This window comes from Rathayibacter sp. VKM Ac-2929, assembly GCF_022815495.1.
Taxonomy (GTDB): Bacteria; Actinomycetota; Actinomycetes; order Actinomycetales; family Microbacteriaceae; genus Rathayibacter; species Rathayibacter festucae.
This window is the reverse complement of record NZ_JALGRV010000004.1, coordinates 220,990-236,553: the sequence shown is the minus strand read 5'-3', so window position 1 is coordinate 236,553 and position 15,564 is coordinate 220,990. Positions and strand designations below refer to the sequence as shown.

Sequence of the window (15,564 nt, the reverse complement as noted above, 5' to 3'; positions counted from 1 at the left end):
ACTAGGAGCCCTTCTGGATCGAGTCGGAGCCGCCGTCGGCGGTCCCGGGGTGGGAGGGGGAGGAATCGGGGCCGGCGAGCCGCTGGAGCTCGTCGACCAGTCGTCGTCGGAGCGCCGGATCGGCCACGCGGAGGTAGCTGTCCACGATCTCCTCGCCGCGCGGCGACCAGGAGAGCACGAGCAGCCCGCCCTCCTCGACCGCGCGGTCGATGGCGTAGGAGCCCTCTCCGGCACCGCGGAGGAGCGCCGCGGGGATCACGGTCTCGCGCTCGCCGACCGGGGCGATCACCACGCCGCGCGCGTGCAGGCGGAGCGTCGCCCGGCCGCGGAAGCCGAGGCCCGGCAGCACCACGCGCTCGAGCGGCTGCTCGAAGCGGGTGGTCGCGACGTAGGGCAGCTCGACCGCCTCGCGCTCGGCGCCGAGCGACGCGGCGGGCACGGCCTCGGGGGCGAGCGCGGCGGAGCGGCGCCGGCGCGCGCGCCAGGACAGCGCCATGCCGATGAAGACGAGGGTGACGGCCGCGGCGATGACGATCGCGATGGCGGTCCTATCCACGGGCGCCCCTCGCTGCCGCGGCGACGGTCGCCGCGTCGACGAGCTCGCCGTCGAGGACGGTCGGGACGCCGCGGTGCAGCGTCGCGACGACGCGGCCCGGCAGCTCCCGGCCGAGGTACGGCGAGTTGGTGCTGCGCCCGCGCAGGTCGCCGGTGGAGAAGCGGCGGCGGACCTCGGGGTCGTAGAGGACGACGTTGGCCGCGGCGCCGACGGCGAGGCCGTGCTGGTAGCCGTCGAGCCGGCCGATCCGCGCGGGGGCGGAGGAGAGCACGCGGGCGACGTCCGACCAGCTCAGCCGGCCGTCCTCGACGACCGCGGCGTGCACGACGCTCAGAGCGCTCTCGAGGCCGACCATGCCGAAGGCGGCGGCGTCCCACTCGCAGTCCTTCGCCTCGACCGGGTGCGGGGCGTGGTCGGTGGCGACGATGTCGATGGTGCCGTCGGCGAGGGCCTCGCGGAGGGCGAGCACGTCCTCGTCGCGGCGCAGCGGCGGGTTGACCTTGTAGCGGGCGTCGTAGCCCGGGGCGCCGTCGACCCCCGCGATCAGCTGCTCGGAGAGCAGCAGGTGGTGCGGGGTGACCTCGGCCGTCACGTCGATGCCGCGGGCCTTGGCCCAGCGGATCACGTCGACGGAGCCGGCGGTCGAGACGTGGCAGACGTGCAGCCGCGAGCCGACGTGCTCGGCCAGCAGGACGTCACGCGCGATGATCGCCTCCTCCGCCACGGCCGGCCAGCCCTGCAGCCCGAGGGCGCTGGAGACGGCGCCCTCGTTCATCTGCGCGCCGACGGTGAGCCGCGGCTCCTGCGCGTGCTGGGCGACGACCCCGTCGAAGGCCTTCACGTACTCGAGCGCGCGGCGCATCAGCAGCGCGTCCGAGACGCACTTGCCGTCGTCCGAGAAGACGCGCACCGCGGCACGGCTGCGGGCCATCGCACCGAGCTCGGCGAGCGACTCCCCCGCGAGGCCGACGGTGACGGCGCCGATCGGGCGGACGGTGGCGTAGCCCGCGTCCTCGCCGAGGCTCTGCACCTGCTCGACGACGCCGGCCGTGTCCTGCACCGGCGACGTGTTCGCCATCGCGAAGACCGCGGTGAAGCCGCCCGCCGCCGCGGCGCGCGTGCCGGTCAGCACGGTCTCGCTCTGCTCGAAGCCGGGCTCGCGGAGGTGGGTGTGCAGGTCGACGAGACCCGGCAGCGCCAGGAGCCCGTCGGCGTCGATCACGCGCGCGCCGCTCGAGTCGACGTCGGTGCCGATCTCGACGATCGTCCCGCCGTCGATCAGGACGTCGGCCGTCGTCTCGTCGGCGAGCGTCGCTCCCGAGAGGAGGATCCTCGTACCGGTCATCACAGGACCTCCCTTTCACCGGACAGCAGCAGGTACAGCGCCGCCATCCGCACGGACACCCCGTTCGCGACCTGCTCGAGCACCGTGGAGCGGCTCGAATCGGCGGCGGCCGAGGAGATCTCGACGCCCCTGTTCATGGGTCCGGGGTGCATCACGATGGTATCCGGGCCGAGGCGGGCGAGCCGCTCGTCGTCCAGGCCCCAGATCCGCGCGTACTCGCGGCCGTTGGGGAAGAACCCGCTCGACATCCGCTCGAGCTGGATGCGCAGCAGCATCACCACGTCGGGCAGTCCGGAGTCGATCGCGTCGTCGAGGTCGAAGCGGATCGTCGCCGGCCAGTCGAGCGTGTCGACGGGGACGAGCGTGGGCGGGGCGACGAGGGTGACCTCCGCGCCGAGCGCGGTCAGCAGCCAGACGTTCGAGCGGGCGACCCGCGAGTGCAGGATGTCGCCGACGATCGTGACGGCGACGCCGTCGAGGCTCTTGCCGCGGGAGGCGGCGGCGCCGTGCAGCCGGCGGCGGATGGTGAAGGCGTCGAGCAGCGCCTGGGTGGGGTGCTCGTGCGTGCCGTCGCCGGCGTTGAGGATGGCGGCGTCGATCCAGCCGCTGGCCGCGAGCACGGCCGGGGCGCCGGACGCGTGGTGGCGGATGACGACGCCGTCCGCGCCCATCGCCGCGAGGGTCTGCGCGGTGTCCTTGAGGCTCTCGCCCTTCGAGACGCTGGAGCCCTTGGCGCTGAAGTTGATGACATCGGCCGAGAGCCGCTTCGCCGCGGCCTCGAACGAGATGCGGGTGCGGGTGGAGTCCTCGAAGAAGAGGTTGACCACGGTCTTCCCGCGCAGGGTCGGCAGCTTCTTGACCTCGCGGTTCTGCACGTCCGACATGTCCTCGGCGATGTCGAGGAGGCCGATCGCGGTGGCGCGGTCGAGGTCGCGGGTGGAGAGCAGGTGCCTCATCGGGTGCCTCCGTCCGGTGCGGACTCGATCGCGACGAGGTCCTCGCCGTCGGTCTCGACCAGGCGGACGTTGATCCGCTCGCTGAGGCTGCTGGGGAGGTTCTTGCCGACGAAGTCCGCGCGGATCGGCAGCTCGCGGTGTCCGCGGTCGACCAGGGCGGCGAGACGGACGGCCCGGGGGCGGCCGATGTCGCTCAGCGCGTCGAGGGCCGCGCGGATGGTGCGGCCGGAGAAGAGCACGTCGTCGACCAGGACGACGGTGCGGCCGTCGATGCTCGCCGGGACCGCGGTGCGCGCGGGCATCCGCGTCGGGTGGTGGGCGAGGTCGTCGCGGTACATCGTCACGTCGAGCGAGCCGGAGAACACCGGGTCGGCCCCGGGCTCGATCCTGGCGATCGTCTCGGCGATCCGCCGCGCGAGCGCGACTCCGCGGGTCGGGATCCCGAGGATCACCAGCGACTCCGCGCCGCGATTCGACTCGAGGATCTCGTGAGCGATGCGCGTCAGAGCGCGCGTGATGTCAGCGCTGCTGAGCACGATTCGTGCCGTCACACCGACCTCCTTCCCCGTCTCTCTGGACGGCCTTAAAGGAAATGCCTCCCCGAGTATAGGGGTCCGCCTGCCGCGGACGTGGAGCGGCGCAGGCGCCGCGCCCTTCCCCGATCATGCTGATCGAGCGGTGAGGCGAAGAACGCGGCGGCGGCCCTTCATGCTGGTCGAGTAGCCCCGCAAGGGCGTATCGAGACCCACCGTCCTCAGGGGGGGCCGATCCGCAGACTCACGTCCTGACGGTGGTGGATCTCGATACGCCCGCTCCGCGGGCTACTCGATCAGCATGCAAAGGGGCCGCCGTGGCGGCGACCTCCATGCTGGTCGAGTAGCGCCGCAGGCGCGTATCGAGACCCGCGGGCGTCAGGCCGTCGCGTGCGACTCGGCGACGGAGGCGAGCAGGCCGTTGATGAAGCCGGCCGAGTCGTCGGTCGAGAGCAGGGTCGCCGCCTCGACGGCCTCGGAGATCGCGACGCCGTCCGGGACCGCGTCGTTGTGCAGGATCTCCCACACGCCGATGCGGAGGATCGCGCGGTCGACGAGCGGCATGCGCGAGAGCGTCCAGCCCTTGGCGAGCTGCGCGATCAGCGCGTCGATCTCGTCGGCGTTGTCGATGACGCCGTCGACGATCTCGCGGGCGTAGAGCCAGGAGGCCTCACGCGCCGGCTCGTTGGCCGCGCGCTCCGCCTCGGAGCGCAGCGATTCCGAGAAGGAGATCTGCCGCACGTCGGCGTTGTAGATGATGTCGAGGGCGCGCTTGCGCGCCTTCGTCCGAGCGCTCACAGAAGGCCCGGCTCAGCTGACGCGGCCGAGGTAGTCGCCCGTGCGGGTGTCGACCTTGACCTTGGTGCCCTGCTCGAGGAAGAGCGGGACCTGGATCTGGTAGCCGGTCTCGACGGTCGCGGGCTTGGTGCCGCCGGTCGAGCGGTCGCCCTGCAGGCCCGGCTCGGTGTAGGTGATCTCCAGCACGACGGAGGCGGGGAGCTCGACGTAGAGCGGGTCGCCGTCGTGCAGGGCGAGGGTGAGGTTCTGGTTCTCGAGCATGAAGTTCGCGGCCTCGCCGACGACGGCCTCGGGGACGGTGATCTGGTCGTAGTCCGAGGTGTCCATGAAGACGAAGTCCGCGCCGTCGCGGTAGAGGTACTGGAAGTCGCGACGGTCGACGTTGGCCGTGTCGATCTTGGCGCCGGCGTTGAAGGTCTTGTCGACGACCTTGCCCGTCAGCACGTTCTTCATCTTGGTGCGCACGAACGCGCCGCCCTTGCCCGGCTTCACGTGCTGGAAGTCGATGACGTTCCAGAGCTGACCGTCGATGCTGAGGACGGTGCCGTTCTTGATGTCGGTGGTAGAGGCCATGCGAAGGGGGATCCGTTTCGTGGAAGTCTGCTGATCGGCCGATCCGGCCAACCCATCGAGTGTAGTCGGTCCGGCCCGCGAGCGGCCGGGCCGCCTCCCCCGGCCGGGCGATGCGTCGTCGGAGCACCCGGAGCAGACTGGAGGGACGCCCACGACCGAGGAGGTCGCATGACCCTCAGCACCGCTCACTCCGGGATCATCTCCGCGGCGGCCCGCTCGGACTTCTTCGCACCGACGCTCCCGGGCCAGAACATCGTTCCGCCGTGGTTCGCGGTCGTCTTCGCGATCGTGCCGATCGTCATCGTCGCGGTGATCGTCCTGATCATCGTGCTGATCGTCCGCAATGTGCGTCGCGGCCGCCGGCTCGGCGTCGACCCGACCACGATGCAGACGGACATGGCCGCCCGCTACCTCCGCCACGGCATCGGCCCGGCGGGCTCCTCGCTCACCGATCGCCTGGCCGAGCTCGACCGGCTGCGCGCCGCCGGAACGATCAGCGCGGAGGAGCACGCCCGTGCCCGCGAGGCCGCGCTCACCGGCGACCGCGGGCCGGACGACCGGCAGGGCTGACCCCGCCAGTTGCCGCTACGCGCCGATCTCCTGGTACGCCGCGAACAGCAGCGACGTCTCCGGTCCCTGCAGGATGCTCGGGCGAGCGAGGTCGTCGAGCACCACGAAGCGGAGCATGCCCGCGCGCGACTTCTTGTCGCGCTGCATCGCGGCGAGCAGCGTCTCCCAGCGGCCGAGCGGGTAGCTCGTCGGCAGCGTCAGCGACTCGAGGACGCTGCGCTGGCGATCGACGACGGCGTCGCTGAGCGAGCCGGTGAGCCGGGACAGCTCCGCCGCGAACATCATGCCGACCGAGACCGCCGCGCCGTGCCGCCACTGGTAGCGCTCGGCGTGCTCGACCGCGTGGCCGAGGGTGTGCCCGTAGTTGAGGATCTCGCGCAGACCTTTCTCGGTGAAGTCCTCGCTCACCACACGCGCCTTGATGCCGATCGACAGCTCGACCAGGCTGCGGAACTCCTCCGACGTCGGGTCGGTCGCGAGGTCCACGTCCGACTCGATGATGTCGAGGATCCGCGGCTCGGCGATCATGCCGTACTTCACGATCTCGCCGAAGCCGGCCAGGATCTCGTTGCGCGGCAGGCTCGTCAGCACGTCGAGGTCGGCGACGACGGCGCGGGGCGCGTGGAAGGCGCCGACGAGGTTCTTGCCCTCGGCCGTGTTGATGCCGGTCTTGCCGCCGACGGCCGCGTCGACCATGCCGAGCACCGTGGTCGGCACCTGCACGAGGTCGACCCCGCGGAGCCAGGTCGCGGCGACGAAGCCGGCCAGGTCGGTGATCGCGCCGCCGCCGAAGCCGACGACCGCGTCGGTCCGGGTGAAGTCGGACTGACCCATCACCTGCCAGCAGAAGGCGGCGACCTCGACGCGCTTGGCGGCCTCGGCGTCGGGCACCTCGGCGAGCAGCACCTCGTAGCGGTCGAGGAGGCTCTCCCGGATCTCGGCGGCGAGGACCGCGAGGGTCGGCGGGTGCACGATCAGCACCTTGGCCGCTCGCGGGCCGATCGCGTCGGCGAGGCCGTCGAGGAGGCCGCGGCCGACCGTGATGTCGTAGCCGTTCTCTCCGGTGACGGTGAGGGCGGTGGCGCCGTCGTTCATGCTCTTCTTCCGGTCGGGCGGCCGGTGGGGGCCGCCGGTTCTGTGGTGCTGGTGGCTTCGGTGGTGCCGGTGGACTCGGTGGTGCCGGCAGCGGGCGCGCCGACGGCCGCCTCGCGCTCGCGCACCCAGGCGGTCACCTCGGCTGCCAGGGTCGTGATCGGGCGGCGCGAGGAGTCGACGACGGTGTCGGCGAGCGACTCGTAGACGGCGCGTCGCGACTCGAAGATGCGCGTCCAGTCCGCGACGCCGCCGCGCACCAGCGGGCGGCCGGAGCCGAGCCGGTCGCGCACGGCCTCGGCGGTCGTGGTCAGCAGTACGACGGGGACGCCGGCCAGGTCGGCGCGCGTGCCCTCGTCGAGCACCGCTCCCCCGCCCAGACTCAGCACGACGCCGCGGCGGACGGCCTGCTCGACGACGCGGCGCTCCTCCACGCGGAAGGAGGCCTCGCCGTGGAGGTCGAAGTACGCGGCGATCGGACCGTGCCGGCGCACGAACTCCGCGTCGGAGTCGACGAACTCGGCCGCGAGGGCCTTCGCGACCCGCTTGCCGATCGTCGTCTTGCCGGCCCCCATCGGGCCGATCAGGACGACGCGGGCGCGGGCCGCGCCGGTATCGTGACCCGCCATCAGCGGGCCCGCCCAGGTAGGTGCTCGGGCATCAGACGAGACCGAGCGCCGGATCGCTGGCGGCGAGCGTGCGCAGCTCCTCCGGGATCGCGTCGAGGTAGCCCTGCAGATTGCGGCGGGTCTCGGTGACGCTGTCGCCGCCGAACTTCTCCAGCACGGCGTTCGCGAGCACCAGCGCGACCATCGCCTCCGCGACGACGCCCGAGGCGGGCACCGCGCAGACGTCCGAGCGCTGGTGGTGCGCGCCCGCAGCCTCGCCGGTCGCGACGTCGACCGTGCGCAGCGCGTGCGGGACGGTGGCGATCGGCTTCATGCCGGCGCGGACCCGCAGGACGGTGCCCGTGCTCATGCCGCCCTCGGTGCCGCCGGCGCGATCGCTCGAGCGGCCGATGCCGCCCTCGGCGACGAACAGCTCGTCGTGGGCCTCGGAGCCGCGGCGGGTGGTGGTCAGGAAGCCGTCGCCGACCTCGACGCCCTTGATCGCCTGGATGCCCATCAGCGCGGCAGCCAGCTGCGCGTCGAGCCGGCGGTCCCAGTGCACGTAGGAGCCGAGTCCCGGCGGGAGGTCGTAGGCGAGGACCTCGACGACGCCGCCGAGGGTGTCGCCGTCCTCGTGCGCGCGGTCGACCTCGGCCACCATCAGGGCGCTGGTCGCCGCGTCGTGGCAGCGCAGCGGATCGGCGTCCAGCGCGTCGACGTCGGCGGGGGTCGGCAGGGCCGAACCCTCCGGCACGCGGACCGGGCCGATGGCGAGGGTGTGGCTCACGAGGGTGATGCCGAGCTCGCCGAGGAAGCGGCGGGCGACGGCGCCGAGCGCGACACGAGCGGCCGTCTCACGGGCCGACGCGCGCTCGAGGACGTTGCGCGACTCCTCGAAGCCGTACTTCTGCATGCCGACCAGGTCGGCGTGACCCGGGCGCGGGCGGGTGAGCGCGGCGCCGCGCCCCTTGGGCAGCGTCTCGGGATCGCGCGGCTCGGCCGCCATCACGTCGACCCAGCGCGCCCACTCGGTGTTGCCGATGCGCAGCGCGATCGGGCCGCCCGTCGTGCCGCCGTGGCGGATGCCGGACGAGACGTTCAGCTCGTCCTGCTCGAACTTCATCCGGGCGCCGCGACCGTAGCCGAGCTTGCGCCGGGCGAGGTCGGCGCGGACGTCGTCGAGGGAGACGGGGACACCCGCCGGCAGTCCTTCGAGGACGGCGACGAGTTCGGGGCCGTGGGATTCCCCGGCCGTGAGCCAACGGAGCATCCTCCGATTCTCGCACACGCGCCCGACCGGACTCGCGCCCCGCGGGCTCAGGCGGTGGAGTCGGCCGGCAGCGTCGCGCGCATCGCCGCGAGCACCGCGTCCTCGTCCGGCAGCGGCACGGCCGGGTCGCCGCCGGCGAACACCCGCACCTGCAGCAGCGCCTGGTGCAGGAGCATCCCCAGCCCCGACACGACGGGCGAGCCGGCCGCGCCCCAGCGCAGCGCGAGCGGACTCGGCCAGGGCGAGTAGGCCACGTCGAAGAGCGTCGAGGCCGCGACCACCGCATCCGGCACGGCCAGCTCGGCCGACGCGCCGCCCGGCAGCGTCGAGACGAGCAGCGGCGCCGCGTCCGCACCGTCCCAGTCCGAGAACGGGCGGACGTCGAGGGCGACGCCGACGGCGGCGGCGATCGCGGCCAGCGGCGCGGCCTTCTCCGGCGAGCGGAGTGTGACGGTGACCCGCGCCGCGCCCAGCTCGGCCGCCGCGGCGAGGGCGGAGGCGGCGGTCGCCCCTCCCCCGAGGATCTCGACGCGCTCGGCCGAGTGCACGCCGGCCTCGCCGAGCGCCCGGACGATCCCGGCCACGTCGGTGTTGAAGCCGCGCAGGCGGGGTGCGTCGGCGGAGCGGTCGAGCAGCACCGTGTTGACGGCGCCGGTCGCCCGCGCGACCAGGTCCTCCTCGTCGAGCAGCGGCCGCACCGCGTGCTTGAGCGGCATCGTCAGCGACAGGCCGTGCCAGAGCGCGACCGGATCGGCGACGACGGCGGCGAGCGTCGCCTCCGTCGCCTCGACCGCCGTGTAGCTCCAGTCGAGCCCGAGCACCCGGTAGGCCGCCGCGTGCAGCTGGGGCGAGCGCGAGTGCTCGATCGGCGAGCCGAGGACCGCCAGCCGGCGCCCGCCCGGCGCCGGCTCCGCGATCACTGGTACTCCGGGTGGTCCCGCATCCACGCCTGCCACTGCGCCACCGCGGCGTTGTGCTCCGCATCGGTGGTCGAGTACACCGTCTCGCCGGTCTCGAGGTTGACCGTGACGAAGTAGAGCCAGGTGCCGTCCGCGGGCTGCAGCACCGCCTGGATGGCGACGTCGCCCGGGTTCGAGATCGGCGCGGGCGGCAGGCCGTCGCGCTGGTAGGTGTTGTAGACGTTGCTCGCGTCATTGCGCTCCGCGTCGGTCGTGGTCACCCGGTCGGTGGCTCCGGTGCCGTAGGCGACGGTCGCATCCGACTGCAGGCGCCAGCCCTGGTCGAGGCGGTTCTGGAAGACGCGCGCGACCTTCGGGAAGTCCTCGGCGACGCGGGCCTCGCGCTGCACGAGCGAGGCGAACACGACGGTGCGATAGCGGTTCTCGACCGGCACGCCCGCCGCGTCGAGCGACTGGTACATCCGGTTCACGAGCGTCTGCAGGATGTCGTGCGCCGAGGTGCCCGGGTCGATGTCGTAGGTCGCCGGGAAGAGGAAGCCCTCGAGGCTCGTCGCCTCGGCGGGGAGACCGTAGGAGCCCCAGTCGGCCGCGGCCGCCTCGAGGTCGGCGAGGGCGACGCCCGAGCCGTCCGCGATCAGCGGCAGCGCGCCCTTGAGCGAGGTGCCCTCCGGGATGACGAAGGTGTTGGCGAGCCGGGTCGAGTCCGAGTCGAGCAACGCGGAGAGCGCCGCCTTCGCGCTCATCTCCGCCTTCAGCGAGTAGGCACCGGGCTGGAAGACGGGCTCGGGGTTCTCCGCGAGGAGCAGCTCGTAGAACGGCGTATACGACTTGATGACGCCGTCCGCGACGAGGTTCTCGGCGATGGTGCTGCCGCCGTCGCCCTGGTGGATGGTGAAGACCACCTCGCTCGTGCCGGTGCCGGTGAAGTCGGTCGGCTCCGGCTCCGCGAACAGCGCGCGGACGGGCTCGACGAAGATCGTCACCGCGATCGCGACCAGGGCCACGAAGACGCCGAAGGCGAGGAGCCCGCCGATCAGCCCGCGACGGCTGCGTCGGGGCCTGTTCTCGCGCTTCGCGCGGCGGCGGCGGGTGGAGGGGGCGGCGTCGGGGTGCGCGGCGGCGACGGCTTCTCCGCGGTCGCGCGGGGCGCCGACCTCGGGGCCGGCGAACAGGTGGTCGATCGAGTCGGCCGCCGTCGGCTCCGTCTCAGAGGCGGGGTGCTGCTCCGGGTCGTGCGGGAGCTGACTCTGCTGATCGGCCTCCGCGGCGCGGGCGGCGCGGCGGCTCGGGGGGACGTCGGTCACGGCTGGGTCGTCCTTCGTTCGGTTCGAGCGCGGATCCGGCGGGGGTACCGGACGAGCGCTCGGAATCGATGGCGTGCTGCAGGATCACCACGGCGGCGACCTGGTCGATCACGGCGCGGGAGCCGCGGGTGCTGCGTCCCGAGCGGTGCAGCGCGCTCTGGGCGCTCACCGTCGAGAGCCGCTCGTCCACGAGCCGCACCGGGGCGGTCGGGACGGCGGAGGCGAGGCGCGCCGCGAAGGCGCGGGCGTCGTCCGTCGAGGCCGTCTCGGCGCCCGACAGCGACAGCGGGAGGCCGACGACGATCGCCGACGCGCCGAACTCGGCGGCGAGGGCCGCGATCCGGGCGACGTCGGCGCCGTCCGGCGCCTCCGCGACGCGCGCGACGGTCTCCACCGGCACGGCGAGGAGGCCGTCGGCGTCGCAGCGCGCGACACCGATGCGGGAACGGCCCACATCGATGCCGAGCCGGACGCCGAACCTCTCCATCTAGCGCGTCGCCTCCTCGACGACGGCGTCGAGCGCCGCGCCGATGGCGGACACGTCCGAGCCGCCGCCCTGGGCGAGGTCGTCCTTGCCGCCTCCGCCGCCGCCGAGGACACCGGCCGCGCGACGGGCGAGAACGCCCGCCTTCCGGCCGAGCTCGCGGGCGGCGGGGGTGGTCGCCACGATCACGGCGGGCTTGCCGGCGACGTCGGCCGCGAGGGCGACGACCGCCGCGTCCTGGCCGAGGCGCTCGCGCACCGAGATGACGAGCGAGCGGAGCTCGTCGCCCGAGCCGGCCGTGCCGACGTTCTCGGCGACGATCGTCACGCCGTTGATCGAGCGCTTCGTCGCGGCGATCGCGGGGACCCGCTCGGCGAGGGCGCGGGCCTCGAAGGTCGCGATCCGCTTCTCGGCGGCCTTGAGGCTCGCAACGAGCTCGGCGATCCGGTCGGGCAGCTGCTCGCGCGGGGTCTTGAGCGAGGACGAGATGGTGCTGACCAGGGCGCGCTCGGCGACGAGCTCCCTCAGCGCCTCGCGGCCGACGAGCGACTCGACGCGGCGGTTGGTCGAGCCGACCGAGGACTCGCTGATCAGGCTGATCAGCCCGATCTCCGCGGAGGTGCCGACGTGGGTGCCGGCGCACAGCTCGCGCGACCAGGGGCCGCCGATGTCGACGACGCGGACGACCTCGCCGTACTTCTCGCCGAAGAGCGCCATCGCGCCGAGCGCCTTGGCCTCGTCGAGCGGGAGCTCGCGGGTGACGACCTCGAGGTTGTCGCGGATCGCGCCGTTGGCGATGTCCTCGATCTCGCTGCGGGTCTCGAGCGAGAGCGCCTGGTTCCAGGAGAAGTCGAGGCGCAGGTAGCCGGCCTTGTTGAACGAGCCGGACTGGTGCGCCTGCGAGCCGAGGACCTGGCGGAGCGCCGCGTGGATGAGGTGGGTGCCGGAGTGCGCCTGACGCGCACCGCGGCGCCAGTCGCGGTCGACGACGGAGGTGGCGGCGTCGCCGACCCCGACCTCGCCGCTGGCGACCTGGATCTTGTGGCTGATCAGGCCCTTGACGGGCTTCTGCACGTCGAGGACCTCGAGGTCGAAGCCGTTGCCGACAATGCGGCCGGCGTCGGCCTCCTGCCCGCCCGACTCCGCGTACAGCGAGGTCGCCTCGAGGATCACCTCGGCGATGTCGCCGGCGACCGCCTTCTGGACCGCGTGGCCGCCGACGATGAGGCCGAGGATCCGGGACTCCGTGTCGAGGACGTCGTAGCCCGTGAAGAGCGTCTCGCCCTTGGCGCGGAAGTCGGCGTAGACCGAGAGGTCGGCCAGGGCGTTCTTCTTCGACTTCGCGTCGGCCTTCGCGCGGGTGCGCTGCGCCGTCATCAGGGAGTCGAACGCCTCGCGGTCGACGCTGAGGCCCGACTCCTCGGCGATCTCGAGGGTGAGGTCGATCGGGAAGCCGAAGGTGTCGTGCAGGAGGAAGGCGGTGTCGCCGGGCAGGGTCGCCGCCTCGGCCTTCTTGGTCTTCAGCACCGCGAGGTCGAGGATCTCGGTGCCGGCCGCGAGCGTGCGCAGGAACGCCTCCTCCTCGCCGTAGGCACTGGTCGACAGGCGCTCGAACTCGGTGGAGACCTCGGGGTAGGCCGAGGCCATCGCGTCGCGCGAGGCGGTGAACAGCTCGGGGAACGTCGCGGTGTCGACTCCGAGCAGGCGCATCGCGCGCACGGTGCGGCGCATCAGGCGGCGCAGGATGTAGCCGCGGCCCTCGTTGGACGGCGTCACGCCGTCGGAGAGCAGCATCAGCGAGGAGCGGACGTGGTCGGCGATGACGCGCATCCGCACGTCGTCCTCGTGCACGGCGCCGTAGCGGCGGCCCGAGAGCTCGGCGGCGCGGTCGAGCACCGGGCGCACCTGGTCGATCTCGTACATGTTCTCGACGCCCTGCTTGAGGAACGCGACGCGCTCGAGACCCATGCCGGTGTCGATGTTCTTGCTCGGCAGCTCGCCGAGGATGTCGAAGTCGACCTTGCTCGTGCCTTGCCCGCGCAGGTACTGCATGAAGACGAGGTTCCAGATCTCGACGTAGCGGTCGTCGTCGGTGGCCGGGCCGCCCTCGATGCCGTAGGCGGGCCCGCGGTCGAAGAAGATCTCCGAGCAGGGCCCGGCGGGGCCGGGCTGGCCGGTCGACCAGTAGTTGGTGTCCTTGTCGAGGCGCTGGATCCGCTCGTCGGGCAGTCCGGCGATCTTCTTCCAGAGCGCGATGGCCTCATCGTCGTCCTTGTAGACGGTGACCCAGAGGTCCTTCTCGTCGAAGCCGAGGTTGCCGTCGCTCTCACTGCCGGTGAGGAGCTCCCAGGCGTAGCCGATCGCCCCCTCCTTGAAGTAGTCGCCGAAGGAGAAGTTGCCGTTCATCTGGAAGAACGTGCCGTGGCGAGGGGTCTTGCCGACCTCCTCGATGTCGTTCGTGCGGATGCACTTCTGCACGCTCGTCGCGCGGTCGAACGGCGCGGGGACGACCCCGGTGAGGTAGGGCACGAAGGGCACCATGCCGGCGACGGTGAAGAGGAGGCTCGGGTCGTCGCTGACCAGGGAGGCGGAGGGGACCACGGTGTGCCCGCGGCTTCCGAAGAAGTCGAGCCAGCGGTTGCGGATGTCTGCGGTCTGCATGGGTTCCGTTACGTTTCGGTCGACCTGGTCGACGCGGGTGTCTGTCGGGTGGTGCGGTTCCAGCGGGTGGTGCGGGTCTGTCGGGTGCGCCGGGACGGGCAGGGCGTCAGCCCTCGCCGATGGCGGCCTTGAGCTCGGCCTCGCGCTGGTGGTAGCCCTCGGAGACGGCGTCGCCGAGCTCCTTCGCCGCGCGGTTGAGGTCCTCGAAAAGACGAGCACCCGCCTCGGTGCGCGCGACCTGGTGCGCGACCGCGAATCCGAGACCGATCCCGATGACGATCAGCACGATGTTCTTCACAGCGATTCCTCCCACAGCGTTTCCTGCTCACGGCAGCCGGCCCGAGGGCGCGGCGACCCCCTCGATTGTAGGGCGCGGGCAGGGGGCTACCTGGAGGACGACCTGCGGGTGCGCCGAGAGCGGCGCGCGGCGCCGCGTCCGACCGCGGCACCCGCCTTGTCGGCGGTGCGGCCGGCGACGAGGACGGCGCGGACTCCTGCGGTGAAGCCGGCGAGCTTGATCAGCGGTCCGCCGATCGTCGCGGCGGTCAGGGCGACGAGCGCGTTGACGTTGCCGGTGACCTCGGCCACGTCCTTCGTGATGGTGTCGACGCGAGCCAGCTGCTGGTTCGCCTCGCGCAGCGTCGACGCCGATTCGTCGAGGATCGGGGTCAGGCCGTCGCTGGCCTGCTTGATGGCCTCGCTCGTGCTGTCGAAGACCCGACCGAGCTTCCAGAGCGGGATCGCGGCGACGGCGACGAGGATCGCGAACACCCCCGCGGCGATGAGCCCTGCGATGTCTCCACCGGACACGATGACCTCCGTTTCGGCGCCGCCGGATGCGGCACCCCAGCCTACCGACGGCGCACGGCGGCCCTGGTCCGGCCGGAGGCGGCACCGGCACGCCTTCGGCACGTGAGAACGGCCCCGGCACGCCGGAACACCCGGAATCCGCGAGCCGGAGCTCGGATCGCGAGCCGGACCGACCTGGCTGCACGGCGGCGGCTGCGCGCCGAGGAGGCCCGGGAACGAGGAAAGGCCCCGGCAGGAGCCGGGGCCTTTCCAACGGGGGTGCGCTGACTAGCGAGCCGCGTAGTACTCGACGACGAGCTGGACTTCGCAGGTCACGGGGACCTCGGCGCGCTTCGGGCGGCGCAGGAGCGTCGCCTGGAGCTTGTCGATCTCGACCTCGAGGTAGCCCGGGGTCTTGGGGAGGACGTCGACGTGTCCGCCGGCGGCCGCGACCTGGAAGGGCTCGGTGCCCTCGGAGCGGGTCTTGACGTGGATGACCTGGCCCGGCTTCACGCGGAAGGAGGGACGGTCGACCGTCTGGCCGTCCACCATGATGTGGCGGTGGGTGACGAACTGGCGGGCCTGCGCCGTGGTGCGGGCGAAGCCCGAGCGCAGGACGAGGGCGTCGAGGCGCATCTCGAGGAGCTCGACCAGGTTCTCACCGGTCAGGCCCTGGGTGCGGCGCGCCTCCTGGAAGGCGATGCGCAGCTGCTTCTCGCGGATGCCGTACTGGGCTCGCAGACGCTGCTTCTCTCGCAGGCGGACCGCGTAGTCGGAGTCGGCCTTGCGCTTCGAGCGGCCGTGCTCACCGGGAGCGTAGGGACGCTTCTCGAGGTAGCGGGCGGCCTTCGGGGTCAGGGGGATGCCAAGGGCGCGCGAGAGGCGCGTCTTCGAACGGGTCCGTGAGGTGGTCGACACTGTGGTCCTTCCAGGGTCTGAGAGGTTCGGTCGCAGTCCTCGTCCGCCGGCTCCGGGAGGAGGGCGGGCGCCGAGGTCGTGTCCCCCCGCGGGTGCGGGAGGCAGGGTGACCGCGGTGGCGGACTGCGCGATTCAGAGGGATGCGCTGCTCCGCTCGGCTACAGAGCGGTGGGCAACCTCGCAAGAC

The 15,564-nt window shown here is 72.6% G+C and carries 17 protein-coding genes; 1 reads left to right on the top strand and 16 read right to left on the bottom strand.

Annotated elements, in window-relative coordinates; all coding sequences use genetic code 11:
• Position 1: 1 nt before the first annotated feature.
• The 6 genes from MT355_RS13690 to efp all read right to left on the bottom strand — a co-directional run bounded on the left by MT355_RS13690 (position 2) and on the right by efp (position 4,761).
• Positions 2–556, bottom strand: coding sequence for a hypothetical protein (locus MT355_RS13690; RefSeq protein WP_243599946.1), 555 nt, complete (start codon positions 554–556; stop codon positions 2–4).
• Positions 549–1,901 (bottom strand): dihydroorotase, encoded by a 1,353-nt coding sequence (locus MT355_RS13685; protein WP_132436275.1) that lies wholly within the window; start codon positions 1,899–1,901, stop codon positions 549–551. Before MT355_RS13685 ends, MT355_RS13690 begins: the two co-directional genes overlap by 8 nt.
• On the bottom strand, positions 1,901–2,857 hold the full coding sequence (locus MT355_RS13680) for an aspartate carbamoyltransferase catalytic subunit (RefSeq protein ID WP_123704396.1): 957 nt from the start codon (positions 2,855–2,857) through the stop codon (positions 1,901–1,903). The genes MT355_RS13685 and MT355_RS13680 overlap by 1 nt, the downstream gene beginning before the upstream one ends.
• Positions 2,854–3,408, bottom strand: a complete 555-nt coding sequence (gene pyrR / locus MT355_RS13675) for a bifunctional pyr operon transcriptional regulator/uracil phosphoribosyltransferase PyrR (RefSeq protein ID WP_243599945.1) — start codon at positions 3,406–3,408, stop codon at positions 2,854–2,856. The genes MT355_RS13680 and pyrR overlap by 4 nt, the downstream gene beginning before the upstream one ends.
• Positions 3,409–3,768: 360 nt before the next feature.
• On the bottom strand, positions 3,769–4,188 hold the full coding sequence (gene nusB / locus MT355_RS13670; RefSeq protein ID WP_123446217.1) for a transcription antitermination factor NusB: 420 nt from the start codon (positions 4,186–4,188) through the stop codon (positions 3,769–3,771).
• 12 nt (positions 4,189–4,200) lie between these two features.
• Positions 4,201–4,761: an elongation factor P gene (efp, locus tag MT355_RS13665; protein WP_243599944.1), complete on the bottom strand. Its 561-nt coding sequence runs from the start codon at positions 4,759–4,761 to the stop codon at positions 4,201–4,203.
• 168 nt (positions 4,762–4,929) lie between these two features.
• Here efp and MT355_RS13660 point away from each other — a divergent pair, with 168 nt between their 5' ends.
• Entirely contained in the window at positions 4,930–5,331 is a 402-nt protein-coding gene (locus MT355_RS13660; RefSeq protein WP_243599943.1) for a hypothetical protein, read from the top strand.
• A gap of 15 nt (positions 5,332–5,346) precedes the next feature.
• On the opposite strand, the gene aroB is transcribed toward MT355_RS13660, so the two are convergent.
• From aroB to rpsD, 10 genes are all read right to left on the bottom strand, one after another.
• Positions 5,347–6,426 (bottom strand): 3-dehydroquinate synthase, encoded by a 1,080-nt coding sequence (aroB, locus tag MT355_RS13655; protein WP_123446214.1) that lies wholly within the window; start codon positions 6,424–6,426, stop codon positions 5,347–5,349.
• Complete coding sequence (locus tag MT355_RS13650; RefSeq protein ID WP_243599942.1) at positions 6,423–7,052, bottom strand: shikimate kinase; 630 nt, start codon at positions 7,050–7,052, stop codon at positions 6,423–6,425. The genes aroB and MT355_RS13650 overlap by 4 nt, the downstream gene beginning before the upstream one ends.
• A gap of 31 nt (positions 7,053–7,083) precedes the next feature.
• Positions 7,084–8,301 (bottom strand): chorismate synthase, encoded by a 1,218-nt coding sequence (aroC, locus tag MT355_RS13645; protein ID WP_123735836.1) that lies wholly within the window; start codon positions 8,299–8,301, stop codon positions 7,084–7,086.
• A 47-nt stretch (positions 8,302–8,348) separates the two neighbouring features.
• Positions 8,349–9,221, bottom strand: a complete 873-nt coding sequence (locus tag MT355_RS13640) for a shikimate dehydrogenase (RefSeq protein WP_243599941.1) — start codon at positions 9,219–9,221, stop codon at positions 8,349–8,351.
• Positions 9,218–10,525 carry an endolytic transglycosylase MltG gene (gene mltG / locus MT355_RS13635; protein WP_243599940.1) on the bottom strand — a complete coding sequence of 436 codons (1,308 nt, stop codon included), beginning with the start codon at positions 10,523–10,525 and terminating at the stop codon, positions 9,218–9,220. Before mltG ends, MT355_RS13640 begins: the two co-directional genes overlap by 4 nt.
• On the bottom strand, positions 10,428–11,012 hold the full coding sequence (gene ruvX / locus MT355_RS13630; RefSeq protein ID WP_123446210.1) for a Holliday junction resolvase RuvX: 585 nt from the start codon (positions 11,010–11,012) through the stop codon (positions 10,428–10,430). Before ruvX ends, mltG begins: the two co-directional genes overlap by 98 nt.
• The gene (alaS, locus tag MT355_RS13625; RefSeq protein WP_243599939.1) at positions 11,013–13,670 is read right to left on the bottom strand and encodes an alanine--tRNA ligase; all 2,658 of its coding nucleotides are present in this window, start codon (positions 13,668–13,670) and stop codon (positions 11,013–11,015) included. It abuts the gene before it with no gap.
• A 106-nt stretch (positions 13,671–13,776) separates the two neighbouring features.
• Positions 13,777–13,968, bottom strand: a complete 192-nt coding sequence (locus tag MT355_RS13620; RefSeq protein WP_243599938.1) for a hypothetical protein — start codon at positions 13,966–13,968, stop codon at positions 13,777–13,779.
• Between the two features lie 86 nt (positions 13,969–14,054).
• Entirely contained in the window at positions 14,055–14,480 is a 426-nt protein-coding gene (locus tag MT355_RS13615; protein ID WP_123446207.1) for a DUF948 domain-containing protein, read from the bottom strand.
• 267 nt (positions 14,481–14,747) lie between these two features.
• Entirely contained in the window at positions 14,748–15,377 is a 630-nt protein-coding gene (gene rpsD, locus MT355_RS13610) for a 30S ribosomal protein S4 (RefSeq protein ID WP_123446206.1), read from the bottom strand.
• Positions 15,378–15,564 lie beyond the last annotated feature (187 nt).

Excerpts from the sequence above, each read along its gene's own strand:
- MT355_RS13685 (WP_132436275.1), bottom strand. The coding sequence starts at position 1,901 with ATGACCGGTACGAGGATCCTCCTCTCGGGAGCGACGCTCGCCGACGAG.
- MT355_RS13680 (WP_123704396.1), bottom strand. The coding sequence starts at position 2,857 with ATGAGGCACCTGCTCTCCACCCGCGACCTCGACCGCGCCACCGCGATC.
- efp (WP_243599944.1), bottom strand. The coding sequence starts at position 4,761 with ATGGCCTCTACCACCGACATCAAGAACGGCACCGTCCTCAGCATCGAC.
- MT355_RS13660 (WP_243599943.1), top strand. The coding sequence starts at position 4,930 with ATGACCCTCAGCACCGCTCACTCCGGGATCATCTCCGCGGCGGCCCGC.
- aroB (WP_123446214.1), bottom strand. The coding sequence starts at position 6,426 with ATGAACGACGGCGCCACCGCCCTCACCGTCACCGGAGAGAACGGCTAC.
- MT355_RS13650 (WP_243599942.1), bottom strand. The coding sequence starts at position 7,052 with ATGGCGGGTCACGATACCGGCGCGGCCCGCGCCCGCGTCGTCCTGATC.
- aroC (WP_123735836.1), bottom strand. The coding sequence starts at position 8,301 with ATGCTCCGTTGGCTCACGGCCGGGGAATCCCACGGCCCCGAACTCGTC.
- ruvX (WP_123446210.1), bottom strand. The coding sequence starts at position 11,012 with ATGGAGAGGTTCGGCGTCCGGCTCGGCATCGATGTGGGCCGTTCCCGC.
- alaS (WP_243599939.1), bottom strand. The coding sequence starts at position 13,670 with ATGCAGACCGCAGACATCCGCAACCGCTGGCTCGACTTCTTCGGAAGC.